The following is a 14,086-nucleotide window of genomic DNA, read 5'->3' on the forward strand; positions in this document are numbered from 1 at the left end:
ATCACAAAACTGGCCGAAACCCCGCAGAAATGGGGGCGAAGGGCATTTTGTTACCGTAAAAATAAGCGGTCCTCACAGACAGCATAAATTTGACTCTCAAGGCAGAAACACAGATCGACACTCGAGTGCAACCGTGCGTAGCGTTTCGGGTGATGTTGAGGGCGGTTTAGGCTAGAATGCACGGCCTCAAAGCACACCCCTTCCCGAGGCTGTCCCGAAGATGTTGATCCTGCGCGGCGCTCCTGCCCTTTCTGCCTTTCGCCACAGCAAACTCCTTGAGCAACTGAGCCAGAAGGTTCCGGCTGTCAGTGGCTTGTATGCTGAATTCGCTCACTTCGCCGAAGTCACCGGCGTCCTGACCGGCGACGAACAGCAGGTGCTTGCGCGCCTTCTGAAGTACGGTCCAAGCGTTCCGGTACAAGAGCCGACCGGCCGTCTGTTTCTGGTGTTGCCACGTTTCGGCACCATCTCGCCATGGTCGAGCAAGGCCAGCGATATCGCCCGCAACTGCGGTCTGAGCAAGATCCAGCGCCTGGAGCGCGGCATCGCGTTCTACGTGGCCGGTCAGTTCAGCGACGCCGAAGCCCAGCAGATTGCCGATGTCCTGCATGACCGCATGACCCAGATCGTTCTGGCCAACCTTGAGCAGGCCGCCGGTCTGTTCAGCCACGCCGAACCGAAGCCGCTGACCGCCATCGACATCCTTGGCGGCGGTCGCGCCGCGCTGGAGAAGGCCAACACCGAGTTGGGCCTGGCCCTGGCCGAAGACGAAATCGACTACCTGGTCAACGCCTTCAACGGTCTCAAGCGCAACCCGCACGACATCGAACTGATGATGTTCGCCCAGGCCAACTCCGAGCACTGCCGCCACAAGATCTTCAACGCCAGTTGGGATATTGATGGTGAGAACCAGGAAAAAAGCCTGTTCGGCATGATCAAGAACACCTACGTGATGCACAGCGAAGGCGTTCTGTCGGCTTATAAGGACAACGCCTCGGTGATCGTCGGCAACGTGGCCGGCCGTTTCTTCCCGAATCCTGAGACCCGCCAGTACGGTGCGGTGCAGGAGCCGGTGCACATCCTGATGAAGGTTGAAACCCACAACCACCCGACCGCGATTGCCCCGTTCCCGGGTGCGTCCACCGGTTCCGGCGGCGAGATTCGTGACGAAGGTGCAACCGGTCGTGGCGCCAAGCCAAAGGCTGGCCTGACCGGTTTCACCGTATCCAACCTGCAGATCCCGGGCTTCGAACAGCCGTGGGAAGTGCCGTACGGCAAGCCTGAGCGCATCGTTACCGCGCTGGACATCATGATCGAAGGCCCGCTCGGCGGTGCCGCGTTCAACAACGAATTCGGTCGTCCGGCCCTGACTGGCTACTTCCGTACCTTCGAACAGTCGATCACCACCCCGCACGGTGACGAAGTTCGCGGTTACCACAAGCCGATCATGTTGGCCGGCGGCATGGGCAACATCCGCGAAGAACACGTCAAGAAAGGCGAGATCGTTGTCGGCTCCAAGCTGATCGTACTCGGCGGCCCGGCGATGCTGATCGGTCTGGGTGGCGGCGCGGCTTCCTCCATGGCCACCGGCACCAGCTCGGCAGATCTGGACTTCGCTTCCGTGCAGCGTGAAAACCCTGAAATGGAGCGTCGCTGCCAGGAAGTCATCGACCGTTGCTGGCAACTGGGCGACAAGAACCCGATCAGCTTCATCCACGACGTGGGTGCGGGCGGTCTGTCCAACGCCTTCCCGGAACTGGTCAACGACGGCGACCGCGGTGGCCGTTTCGAACTGCGCAACATTCCAAACGACGAGCCGGGCATGGCCCCGCACGAAATCTGGTCCAACGAATCCCAGGAACGTTACGTGCTGGCCGTTGGCCCGGAAGACTTCGAGCGCTTCCAGGCGATCTGCGAACGTGAGCGTTGCCCGTTTGCTGTAGTGGGTGAGGCGACTGCCGAACCGCAGCTTACTGTCACGGATAGCCACTTCGGCAACAACCCGGTGGACATGCCACTGGAAGTGTTGCTGGGCAAGGCGCCGCGCATGCACCGTTCGGTGGTGCGTGAAGCCGAGCTGGGCGATGACTTCGATCCGTCCAACCTCGACATCACTGAAAGCATCGAGCGCGTTCTGCATCACCCGGCCGTGGCGAGCAAAAGCTTCCTGATCACCATCGGCGACCGCACCATCACCGGCCTCGTGGCCCGTGACCAAATGGTCGGCCCATGGCAGGTTCCGGTGGCCGACGTTGCCGTCACCGCCACCAGTTTCGACGTTTACACCGGTGAAGCGATGGCGATGGGCGAGCGTACTCCGCTGGCACTGCTGGACGCCCCGGCGTCGGGCCGCATGGCCATTGGCGAAACCCTGACCAACATAGCCGCTTCGCGCATCAACAAGATCTCCGACATCAAACTGTCGGCGAACTGGATGTCCGCCGCCGGCCACCCGGGCGAAGACGCGCGTCTGTACGACACCGTGAAAGCGGTCGGTATGGAACTGTGCCCTGAGCTGGGTATCACCATTCCAGTGGGCAAGGACTCGATGTCCATGGCCACCCGCTGGAACGACAACGGCGAAGAAAAAACCGTGACCTCGCCGATGTCGCTGATCGTGACCGGTTTCGCGCCAGTGGCTGACATCCGTCAGACCCTGACCCCGGAACTGCGCATGGACAAGGGCACCACCGACCTGATCCTGATCGACCTCGGTCGCGGCCAGAACCGTATGGGCGCCTCGATCCTCGCTCAGGTTCACGGCAAACTCGGCAAACACGCGCCGGACGTCGATGACGCTGAAGACCTTAAAGCCTTCTTTGCGGTGATCCAGGGCCTCAACGCCGACGGTCACCTGCTGGCTTACCACGACCGTTCCGACGGTGGTCTGCTGACCTCCGTGGTGGAAATGGCCTTCGCCGGCCACTGCGGTCTGAGCCTGAACCTGGACAGCGTTGCCGAATCCTCGGCCGAAATCGCCGCCATCCTGTTCAACGAAGAACTGGGTGCGGTGATTCAGGTTCGTCAGGACGCGACGCCAGACATCCTCGCGCAATTCAGCGCGGCCGGTCTCGGCGATTGTGTTTCCGTGATCGGTCAGCCGATCAACAATGGCCAGATCAACATCACCTTCAACGGTGACACCGTGTTCGAAGGCCAGCGTCGTCTGCTGCAACGTCAGTGGGCTGAAACCAGCTACCAGATCCAGCGTCTGCGCGATAACGCCGACTGCGCCGAGCAAGAGTTCGACGTGCTGCTGGAAGAAGACAATCCGGGCCTGAGCGTCAAGCTCAGCTACGACGTCAACCAGGACATCGCCGCGCCTTACATCAAGAAAGGCATCCGCCCACAGGTTGCCGTGCTGCGTGAGCAGGGCGTCAACGGTCAGGTGGAAATGGCGGCCGCGTTCGACCGCGCCGGTTTCAACGCGATCGACGTACACATGAGCGACATTCTGGCCGGCCGTGTCGACCTGAACGAGTTCAAAGGTCTGGTGGCGTGCGGTGGTTTCTCCTACGGCGACGTACTCGGCGCCGGTGAGGGTTGGGCCAAGTCGGCACTGTTCAACAGCCGTGCTCGCGATGCGTTCCAGGGCTTCTTCGAACGTAACGACAGCTTCACCCTCGGCGTGTGCAACGGTTGCCAGATGATGTCCAACCTGCACGAGCTGATCCCGGGCAGCGAGTTCTGGCCGCACTTCGTGCGCAACCGCTCCGAGCAGTTCGAAGCGCGTGTGGCGATGGTTCAGGTTCAGGAGTCGAACTCGATCTTCCTGCAAGGCATGGCCGGTTCGCGTATGCCGATCGCCATTGCTCACGGTGAAGGTCACGCCGAGTTCTCCAGCGAAGAAGCGCTGCTGGAAGCGGATCTGTCGGGTTGTGTGGCGATGCGTTTTGTCGACAACCATGGCAAGGTCACCGAATCGTATCCGGCCAACCCGAACGGTTCGCCGCGCGGGATTACCGGTCTCACCAGCCGTGATGGCCGTGTGACGATCATGATGCCGCACCCGGAGCGTGTGTTCCGTGCCGTGCAGAACTCGTGGCGTTCGGAAGACTGGAACGAGGACGCACCTTGGATGCGTATGTTCCGTAATGCTCGGGTCTGGGTAAACTAAAAGCGGGTGAACTAAGACCTGTGTACAAGCTCGCTTTTTTTGTTCCTGACAGTCATGTCGAGGTGGTCAAAGGGGCTGTGTTCGCTGCCGGTGGTGGGCGGATCGGTGACTATGACCACTGTGCGTGGCAGGTGCTTGGTTTGGGCCAGTTTCGACCTTTGGACGGGAGTCAGCCGTTCATTGGCGAGGCGGGGCAGGTTGAGCGGGTTGAGGAATGGAAGGTTGAGCTTGTTGTTGCGGATGAGTTGATTGTTGCTGTTGTGGCGGCGTTGAAGCTCAGTCATCCCTACGAGACGCCGGCTTATGAAGTGTGGCGGCTGGAAGATTTTTGATAGCCGCTTATTACAAGAAGCCCGCAGATGAGTGATTGTCTGCGGGTTTTTTGTTGCCCCCCGATTTTGTGTGTTAACTCATCCCACTGTGGGAGCTGGCTTGCCAGCGATGGCGCCCTGACAGGCGACCATGTTCTGGCTGGCGGTGTGAATATCCGTTTCTTCGGGTGCTGCGGCTGGCGGTTCCGCCCTTACGGCGGGTCACTTTTTACAGACGCCTAAAAAGTAACCAAAAACGCTTGCCCCAACGTTCGGCCCGCTCGCTGAGGCTCGAGGTTCCTTCGCTCCGGGACTCATCCGGGCGCATCGCCTCCGGTTTGCTTCGCTGCACCTCCTCTCGATGTGTTTGGCTTCGCCAAACGGTCGCTGCGCTCCCACCCCCGGATGAATCCCTCCGCTCAGCCTGCCGACGGGGCCGGTGGATCAAGATCAAGAGCTGCAGCCGAGCTAACGCTCATCCTGTTGAGTGGTGAGGAGCAGGAGCGAGTAGGTGGCGCTGCTTTGCTTTTCTGTGGGAGCTGGCTTGCCAGCGATGGCGGCCTGACAGCTGACCAGTCTCTATCTGGATGCACACAATCCAACTGTGGGAGCTAGCCTGCTGGCGATGAGGCCCGCCCGGCCACCCCATCACCCAAGGTTGTTTAAAAATGCATCAAATCACCAGAACCTTCCCACAAGGTTTTCAGGTTGTCCGTCGGACGTCGGATCTCTAGTCTTTGGTTGTCACCGCAAATCGGTGATCGGGTGTGAGAACCCGGTAAGAGGTTTAAATCAAACGTCAGTAGCACCATAATCGCCGCCAGCTCATTTGCTGCCGGCAATGTTCTATGGCGGCTGTGTGCGGGCGGACTTCGGTTCGGCCGGGTTGATCTCTTACCGGTTTCTCACTCCGCACATAGCTGCCACCTCTTCGTCGCGTGAGAAACGACCAGTGATGGCTTCAATCATTTGATTAGAGATCATTGCAATGACTAAACCCGTCCCCGACCCACCCGAAACCAAAACCCCACTCGAAGAAGCCCTCCGCGCCGAAGACCAGGCCCGCAACCGCGAAGCCATCAAGCGTGCCCTCGACTTCTATCTGTGCCCCGAGCCTGCAAAGCCCCGCCGACCAAGTACCATGTTTATGGTCTGCCCCGAAGCCGACACCGAAAGCCTGCTCGCCCACGCCGTTGAATCGTTGGCCAGCGCAAGCACTGCCGCCAGCAACTTTGCCAATGAGCTAAGCGGTTCGCAGCGCAGTACGGTATTAGGCATCCAGCAGATCGTCATGCTCGCCGAACTGGCCGTAAACCGGGCGCTGGATCGAGTCGACCCACAAACCTGATTGATCAGGTTTACCGTGTCATCGTTCTTCGCGAGCAAGCCCGCTCCCACAGGTTGATTGCATTCCAGAGGGGGAGCTGGCTTGCCAGCGATGACGCCCGTCGAGCCTCTACTCAATCAAAACTGTGGGAGCGGGCTTGCTCGCGAAGAGGGCCGCTCAGACGCTGTAGATTCAAACCTTGGCACTGACCTCACTGCGAGTGACCAGAGCCTCAATCGCCCCACTCAAACTCGCCGCCTTATCCCCCACCAACAAATGCCAAACCCCACCCTCCAACTGGCTGACACCCTGACAACCCAATTCCTTCAACTGCGCCTCGGACAGCGCCTTGCCATCCGCCAGCAGCAAGCGAATCCGGCTCATGGCAATGCAGTCCAGTTGCAGCACATTGTCGCCACCGCCCAGCGCATTCAGCCATTGCTGAGCTTCCGAACTCGGGACGACAACCGCTTTCGGTTCATCGGCAACGGCAACAGGCTCAGCAAGAACCGCACGGCCCACCGCCGGCATCGCCAAGCGAATCTCATCTGCGATGCTGTCAGCCATCGGCCCGACCACCACCTGCAAACTGCCACCCTTGCCCGGACGCACGACGGCCATCGCACCCAGCGCTTTCAAATCGGCATCGGACGCCTTGTTGCGATCCACCATCTCCAGGCGCAGGCGAGTGGTGCAGGCGCCTACAGTCAGCAGATTCTCCGCACCACCGAGGGCTTTGATGTAAGCACCGGCTCGTTGGTTTTCTGTGAGGACAGCTTTCTCAGCGGTCGCCACATCCTCACGCCCCGGCGTCTTCAGATTGAATCGACGAATACAGAAATCAAATACCGCGTAATACACAACGGCATAAGCCAGCCCGACCGGAACCACCAGCCAACCATTGGTGGACTTGCCCCAACCAAGCACCATGTCGATAAACCCACCAGAAAACGTAAAGCCCAAATGGATGTTCAGCGCATTGGTGATCGCCATCGACAACCCGGTCAGCAGCGCGTGCAGCAGAAACAGCAGCGGCGCGAGGAACATGAAGGCGAATTCGATCGGCTCGGTCACCCCGGTCAGGAATGAAGTCAGGGCCATCGACAGGAAGATACCGCCCATGACCTTGCGCCGCTCTGGCAGAGCGTTGCGGTACATCGCCAGGCACGCCGCCGGCAGGCCGAAGATCATCATCGGGAACATGCCGGTCATGAACTGGCCGCCCTTCGGATCGCCAGCGAAGTAGCGCGACAGGTCGCCGGTGACCAGTGCACCGGTCGTTGGATCGGTGAAGTTGCCGAACACGAACCACGCCATGTTGTTGAGGATGTGGTGCAGGCCGGTGACGATCAGCAGGCGGTTGAACACGCCGAAGACGAAGGCACCGAGGCTGCCGCTTTCCATCATCAGGCTGCCGAAGCTGTTGATGCCGTGCTGGATCGGCGGCCAGATGTAGCCGAATACCACGCCCAGGCCAACCGCCGCGAACCCGGTGACAATCGGCACAAACCGCCGGCCACCGAAGAACGCCAGATACTCGGGCAGCTTGATGTCCTTGAAGCGGTTGTACAGCGCGCCGGCCATCAGGCCGCTGACAATGCCGGCGAGCATGCCCATGTTGATGCTCGCATCGAGCACTTTGAGGGTGGAGATCATCACCAGATAACCGATCACCCCGGCCAGGCCTGCGGTGCCGTTGTTGTCCTTGGCGAAGCCGACGGCGATGCCGATGGCGAAGATCATCGCCAGGTTGGCGAAGATCACTTGGCCGGCATCGTGAATGATCGCGATGTTCAGCAGGTCGGTGTCACCCAGACGCAGCAGCAGGCCGGCAATCGGCAGGATCGCAATCGGCAGCATCAGCGCACGGCCGAGGCGTTGCAGGCCTTCGATGAAGAGTTGGTACATGGCGGTTCTCCTTCTTGTTGTTATTAGCGCAGAGGCCATTGTTGATGGCAGGCGTGACGCACCGCCGCAGCGCTGCTCAGCTTGAGCAGGTCACGGGCGAGGCGTTGGCATTCGGCTTCGTGCAACTGGCGCACGCGATCTTTGATCTCACCAATTTGCACCGGGCTGACCGACAGTTCGGTTACGCCGAGGCCGATCAATACCGGTGTTGCCAGTGGATCAGAGGCCAACGCACCGCACACGCCGACCCACCGTTTGTGCACCGCCGCGCCTTCGCAGGTCATGGCGATCAGGCGCAGCAGCGCGGGGTGCAAAGCGTCGACTCGTGCGGCGAGGCCGGCGTGGTCGCGATCCATGGCCAAGGTGTATTGGGAGAGATCGTTTGTGCCGATCGACAGGAAGTCTGCGTGCTCAGCCAGTTGTTCGGCTTGCAGTGCGGCGGCCGGGACTTCGATCATCACGCCGATTTCCGGGCGCTGCGTGATGTTCAGTTCCAGGCACAACGCATCGACGCGTTCGCGAATGTGCAGCAATTCGTCGACTTCGGTGACCATCGGCAACAGGATTCGGCAACGCTGCAACGGGCTGACTTGCAGCAGCGCGCGCAGTTGCTGATCGAGAATTTCCGGGCGGGCTTGAGCCAGACGAATACCGCGCAAGCCGAGCACCGGGTTGGCTTCGGTGGGCAGTGGCAGGTAGTCGAGTTGCTTGTCGCCGCCGACGTCGATGGTACGGATGATCACCGACTTGTCACCCATCGCATCGAGCACGGCTTGGTAGGCGGTGCGCTGTTCTTCGACGTCCGGCGCGGTCTGGCGATCGACGAACAGGAATTCGGTGCGTAGCAGGCCGACACCGTCGGCGCCGTTGGCAAAGGCGTCCGTCGCTTCAGCGCTGGAGGCGACATTGGCGACAACTTCGATGGCCACGCCATTACGCGTTTGCGCCGGTAGATGCGCCTTGGCCTGTTGGGCGTCGCGGCGTTGTTGGCGGTCGATTTGTGCTTGTGCGACTTCTGCCAGACGTTCGGCATCTGGCGTCAGTTCAAGGCGACCGTTGTCGGCGTCGAGCACCACCGCTTGGCCTTGCGGTTGATCGAGCAATGTCGAACCCAAAGCAACCATGCACGGCAAACCTTTGCCCCGCGCCAGAATCGCTACGTGGGAGGTCGCGCCGCCCTCGGCCATGCACAATCCGGCGACGCCTTGCGCGCTGAGTTGCAACAGATCCGACGGGGTCAGTTCATGCGCCGCGACGATGGCGCCGGCCGGTACGTCGTAATGCCAGGCTTCGCCGAGCAGGGCGCGCAGCACGCGTTGTTTGAGGTCACGCAGGTCATTGGCGCGTTCGGCCAGCAGCGCACTGCCGGTTTGCTGGAGCACTTCGCACTGGACATCAATCGACTGACTCCAGGCATGAGTCGCGGCAGCGCCTTGCTCGATGGATTGTTGTGCGGCGTCGAGCAGGGCCGGGTCTTCGAGCAGCGCCATGTGTGCGGCGAAGATCGCTTCTTCGTCGGTGTTTTTGTGCTTTTTCGCTTGAGCGAGGGTGCTGTCGATTTCGCTGCGCACCTGATTCAACGCGGCTTCAAGTTTCTCCAGTTGCTCAAGCGGAGCATGATTGCCCGCGTCCGCCGGCAAGTTGATTGCGTTCAAACGAAACAGCGGCCCGCCGATCAATCCTGGCGCAGCACATACACCGTGCAACACCCCGGCCTCGGCCGGGCGTTTGCGTGGTGCAACACTGACCGGTGCAGCGGCGTGATGATCTTCCGGTAGCGCAGTGGCCAAAACCGTAAGCAACGCTTGCAGCGCGGTTTCGGCATCCAGGCCCTGACAACTGACTTGCACTTCGTCCTGCTCGCCGACCGCCAGCCCCATCAACCCGATCAGGCTGTTGCATGGCGCCGATTTGCCGGCGAAATGCAGCTGCGACTGGCTTTTGTAACCTTGCGCAGTCTGACGAATCAGCGCAGCGGGGCGCGCATGCAGACCGCCTCGATGCGCGACCCGCACATGACCGTTAACCTCAGGCCCGCCGAGTTCTTCTGCATTCGCCGCCGAAACGTTGCGCGCCACGATGTGCAACAACGGCTCGCCGACTTTCACCGGTTTCAGGGTGATTGGTCGCACCTGAAAATCCTGGCTGTTGGTCAGGATCAACAGGCTGACCAGGCTTTTGCACTGCTGGCCGACCTTGTCCAGGTCATAGCGCAACAACGGCTGACCTTTGCTGACTCGCGTGCCTTCCTTGACCAGCATCGAGAAGCCTTCGCCGTTCAGTTCAACGGTGTCGAGCCCTAGGTGCAGAAGAATTTCCGCGCCATTGTCGGCGCGCACGGTGAGCGCGTGGCCGGTGCGCGCGACGTGAATGATCACCCCGGCGCACGGCGAATACAGGGTGTCGTTGACCGGGTCGATGGCAACGCCATCGCCCATCGCGCCACTGGCGAACACCGCGTCCGGGACTTTGGCGAGCGTGAGCACCGGGCCGCTGAGCGGGGCGCTGAGGGTCAGCTCTTTATTGTTGTTGTGCATGGCTCGGTCTCATCAGTAGTTCGGAATGTCGCGATTCCACGGTGTTGCTGAATGCCTGCATCGCGATCTCACGGTTTCGCTGAGCCCTGTAGGAGCTGCCGAAGGCTGCGATCTGTTGATCTTGATCCATAAAAACCAGATCAAAAGATCGCAGCCTTCGGCAGCTCCTACAGGGGGATTCGTCGTCCGTTTTGGTTATCAGTGTGTGCGGGTCACTTTGCTCAGGTGGCGCGGCTGATCCGGGTCCATGCCTCGGGCCACGGCCAAACCAGCGGCCATCACATAGAAACTCTGGATCGCCAGAATCGGGTCGAGGGCCGGGTGCTCGGCGCGACTCAGGGTCAGGTCGCGTTCGCTCACATCGTCCGGCGCGGCCAGCAAGACGCGAGCGCCGCGTTGGCGCATTTCCGCCGCCAGACTCAGCAGACCTGCCTGTTCGGCACCGCGTGGTGCGAAGACCAGTAGCGGATAGTGCTCGTCGATCAGTGCCATCGGGCCGTGACGGACTTCGGCGCTGCTGAAGGCTTCGGCCTGGATCGCCGAGGTTTCCTTGAATTTCAGCGCCGCTTCCTGGGCGATGGCGAAACCGGCACCGCGACCGATCACCATCAGGCGTTCGCAATCGCGCAGGGCGTCGATGGCCACACTCCAGTCCTGTTGCGCGGCTTCGCGCAGGCCTTCGGGCAGGGCGTTGTGGGCTTGCAGCAGTTCGTTGTCCTCTTTCCAATGTGCGATCAGACGAGCGCTGGCGCTGAGGGTGGCGATGAAACTCTTGGTCGCGGCGACGCTGCTTTCAGTGCCGGCGAGCAGTGGCACGCTGAACTCGCACGCGGCTTCCAGTGGTGAATCGGCGGCGTTGACCATCGACACGCTGAGGGCACCGCGCTTGCGCAAGAGGCGCAGGCTGTTGACCAGATCCGGGCTCTGTCCCGATTGCGAGAAGGCAAACGCCACCTGACCGCTGACCTTCAACGGCGCTTGCTGCATGGTCACCACCGACATCGGCAACGACGCCACGGGCACGCCCAGTTGCTGCATGGTCAGGTAAGCGAAGTAGCTCGCTGCATGGTCGGAGCTGCCGCGCGCAACGGTCATCGCTACTTGCGGCGGCTGACGGCGCAGGCGCCCGGCGATCTCGATCAGTTGCGGGTCGAGTTGTTGCAGTTGGGCCTGCACGGCCTCGAACGAGGACAGCGCCTCTTCAAGCATTTTTGAAGTCAATGTCTTCTCCTTCGACCATGACGGCGGTCAGTGTGAGTGAGCGATCCAGCCGCACGCAGTCGGCCCAGGCGCCTGGTTCAAGGCGCCCGCGTTCGGTGATGCCGAGGTAGTCGGCGGGGAATTGCGAAAGACGTTGCGAGGCCTCGGCAATCGGCAAACCGATCTTCACCAGATTGCGCAGGGCCTGATCCATGGTCAGCGTGCTGCCGGCCAGCGTGCCGTCCGGCAGGCGCACGCCGCCCAGGCATTTGGTCACGGTGTGGCTGCCGAGTTTGTATTCACCGTCGGGCATGCCGGCGGCGGCGGTCGAATCGGTGACGCAATACAGGCACGGGATCGAGCGCAGAGCCACACGGATGGCGCCGGGGTGGACGTGAAGCAAGTCCGGAATCAGCTCGGCGTACTTGGCGTGGGCCAGTGCCGCGCCGACGATCCCCGGTTCACGGTGATGCAGCGGGCTCATGGCGTTGTACAGATGGGTGAAGCTGGTGGCGCCGGCGTCAAGGGCGGCGACGCCTTCTTCGTAACTGCCGAGGGTGTGGCCGATCTGCATGCGGATGCCGCGGCCGCTGAGCTCGCGGATCAAAGCGTCGTGGCCGGCGATTTCCGGGGCGATGGTGATCACCCGGATCGGCGCCAGCGCCAGATATTCTTCGACTTCGGCCATCAGCGCGGTGTGGGCGAAGTTCGGTTGCGCGCCAAGTTTGCCGGGGTTGATGTAGGGGCCTTCGAGATGAACCCCGAGTACCCGGGCGCTGTTGGCCGGGCGCTGTTCGCAGAACTCGCCGACTGCCTTGAGTACGCTGGAAATCTCGGCGCTCGGCGCGGTCATGGTGGTGGCCAGCAGCGAGGTGGTGCCGAAGCGCACGTGGGTTTTGGTGATGGTCTCGAAAGCGCTGGCGCCTTCCATGATGTCTTTGCCGCCACCGCCGTGAACGTGCAGGTCGATGAAGCCCGGCAGCAGATATGGCAGATCGTTGTCCGCCGGATCGCAAGGCACACCTTCGATCGACACGACTTTGCCGTGTTCGTGAATCAGCCGGCCGCGAACCCAGCCGTGAGCGGTGAGGATGTTGTCTTCAGACATTTCGGTTCTCGCTGTTTGACGGCTGCGCCCGGTTAGCGGCGCAGCTCTGCAACAAAGTCGTAGTAGTCGTTGCGGCAATAGGTGTCGGTGACTTCGATCGGCGTGTTGTCTTCCAGATAACCGACCCGGGTCATCAGCAGCATGGCGGTGCCGGGGGCGATGCCGACCAGCGCGGCGAACTCATCCGAGGCGTTGATCGCCTGGATGTGCTGCAAGGCGCGGACGATCGGTTTGCCGATGCCGTCGAGGTATTCGTAGAGCGAATCGCCCACCGCTTGCGGCTTGGGCATGATCGAGGCGGGCAGGGTACTCATCTCGATGGCCATCACCGTGTCGTCGGCCTTGCGCAGGCGTTTCATGCGCGCGACCTTGTCGTTCGGCGACAGGCTCAGGCGAATCAGTTCTTCGTGGGTCGGCAGGGTGATTTCCCGCTCCAGCCACTGTGAGCTGGGCACGAAGCCCTTGAGACGGAGCATTTCACTGAAGCCGGAGAGGCGTGAAAGGGGTTGTTCCAGGCGTGGGGTGATGAACGTGCCGGAACCTTGCAGGCGACGGATCAAACCTTGATCGAGCAATACTTCCAGTGCCTTGCGCGCTGTCACGCGGGAGATGCCCAACTGTTCGCTGAGGTTGCGCTCGGATGGCATCGCCTGTTCGGCTTTCCACTGCCCCGCATGAATGGCCGCTTCCAGATTGCGCGCCAGTTGCAGGTACAGCGGCGTCGGCTGGGAATCGTCTGGGCGTAGGACGTGTAGGTCATTCATGTCGGTCATTTCCGGCGCGAGTATTGGATTGTTGTGGCTCGCTTGTGGGGCGGAAATTAATACCACTTGAATACCATGTCAACGCGCGAAATTGGCCGTTGGGCCAATGAAATGGCGGTCGTTAGAAAGGTTGGCATGAAGTGGTATTAGAGGTGGGCTATCGAAAAGCAAAAGATCGCAGCCTGCGGCAGCTCCTACAGTTGAGAGTGGTATCACCCATGTAGGAGCTGCCGCAGGCTGCGATCTTTTGATTTATTTTTTTGCAGGTGACCAGTGGTCAGGGACTAAGGGCGAATCTCGATCATCGTGCCGTCCGGCACCATTCCCCAGACTTCTCGCATGTCCATGTTGCGCATGGCGATGCAGCCGTCTGTCCAGTCCAGGGTGTGGAACAGGTCTTCGGGCGTTTCTTCCGAGTCCGGCGTGCCGTGGATCATGATCATGCCGCCAGGCTCGACGCCTTCACGCCGGGCACGCGCCGAATCGCTGATGTTCGGATAAGAAATGTGCATCGACAGATTGAATTTGTCGCTGGTCTTGCGCCAGTCGATCCAATAGAAGCCTTCAGGTGTGCGCTTGTCGCCTTCAATCAGTTTCGGACCTTTTTTTGCTCCCTTGCCCAGAGAGATGCGATAGGTCTTGAGTGGCTTGCCGTCGACGATCAACTGCAGCTGATGAGCCGATTTGAGCACCAGCACTTTTTCGATGAGAGGAGTATTCGACGGCGTCACGGTGGTCACGAATGACGCTTGCGAGACCGTGACGAACGACAGGCAAAACAGGGCAAGCAACCAGCGCATTGAAACGATTCCCC

General features: G+C 60.9%; 9 protein-coding genes. 3 read left to right on the forward strand and 6 right to left on the reverse strand.

All coding sequences use genetic code 11. The annotated features are described in order from the left end of the window. The first annotated feature begins 220 nt into the window (after positions 1 to 220). From purL to PSH79_RS05150, 3 genes are all read left to right on the forward strand, one after another. Positions 221 to 4,117 carry a phosphoribosylformylglycinamidine synthase gene (purL, locus tag PSH79_RS05140; RefSeq protein ID WP_305441554.1) on the forward strand — a complete coding sequence of 1,299 codons (3,897 nt, stop codon included), beginning with the start codon at positions 221 to 223 and terminating at the stop codon, positions 4,115 to 4,117. A 20-nt stretch (positions 4,118 to 4,137) separates the two neighbouring features. Beyond that, on the forward strand, positions 4,138 to 4,449 hold the full coding sequence (locus tag PSH79_RS05145; protein ID WP_042607740.1) for a YqfO family protein: 312 nt from the start codon (positions 4,138 to 4,140) through the stop codon (positions 4,447 to 4,449). A 967-nt stretch (positions 4,450 to 5,416) separates the two neighbouring features. After that, positions 5,417 to 5,776 carry a DUF6124 family protein gene (locus PSH79_RS05150; RefSeq protein ID WP_305441555.1) on the forward strand — a complete coding sequence of 120 codons (360 nt, stop codon included), beginning with the start codon at positions 5,417 to 5,419 and terminating at the stop codon, positions 5,774 to 5,776. 171 nt (positions 5,777 to 5,947) lie between these two features. Here the strand turns inward: PSH79_RS05150 and nagE are convergent, their stop codons facing one another. From nagE to PSH79_RS05180, 6 genes are all read right to left on the reverse strand, one after another. Continuing rightward, positions 5,948 to 7,663: an N-acetylglucosamine-specific PTS transporter subunit IIBC gene (gene nagE, locus PSH79_RS05155; RefSeq protein ID WP_305441556.1), complete on the reverse strand. Its 1,716-nt coding sequence runs from the start codon at positions 7,661 to 7,663 to the stop codon at positions 5,948 to 5,950. A 23-nt stretch (positions 7,664 to 7,686) separates the two neighbouring features. Then, the gene (gene ptsP, locus PSH79_RS05160; protein WP_305441558.1) at positions 7,687 to 10,200 is read right to left on the reverse strand and encodes a phosphoenolpyruvate--protein phosphotransferase; all 2,514 of its coding nucleotides are present in this window, start codon (positions 10,198 to 10,200) and stop codon (positions 7,687 to 7,689) included. A gap of 198 nt (positions 10,201 to 10,398) precedes the next feature. Beyond that, the gene (locus PSH79_RS05165) at positions 10,399 to 11,421 is read right to left on the reverse strand and encodes an SIS domain-containing protein (RefSeq protein ID WP_305441559.1); all 1,023 of its coding nucleotides are present in this window, start codon (positions 11,419 to 11,421) and stop codon (positions 10,399 to 10,401) included. Further along, positions 11,402 to 12,508 carry an N-acetylglucosamine-6-phosphate deacetylase gene (gene nagA / locus PSH79_RS05170; protein ID WP_305441560.1) on the reverse strand — a complete coding sequence of 369 codons (1,107 nt, stop codon included), beginning with the start codon at positions 12,506 to 12,508 and terminating at the stop codon, positions 11,402 to 11,404. The genes PSH79_RS05165 and nagA overlap by 20 nt, the downstream gene beginning before the upstream one ends. 32 nt (positions 12,509 to 12,540) lie before the next feature. Then, the gene (locus tag PSH79_RS05175) at positions 12,541 to 13,272 is read right to left on the reverse strand and encodes a GntR family transcriptional regulator (RefSeq protein WP_370872606.1); all 732 of its coding nucleotides are present in this window, start codon (positions 13,270 to 13,272) and stop codon (positions 12,541 to 12,543) included. Between the two features lie 284 nt (positions 13,273 to 13,556). Beyond that, positions 13,557 to 14,072, reverse strand: a complete 516-nt coding sequence (locus PSH79_RS05180; RefSeq protein ID WP_305441562.1) for a murein L,D-transpeptidase family protein — start codon at positions 14,070 to 14,072, stop codon at positions 13,557 to 13,559. Positions 14,073 to 14,086 lie beyond the last annotated feature (14 nt).

The organism is Pseudomonas sp. FP2196, assembly GCF_030687715.1.
Classification (GTDB): Bacteria; Pseudomonadota; Gammaproteobacteria; order Pseudomonadales; family Pseudomonadaceae; genus Aquipseudomonas.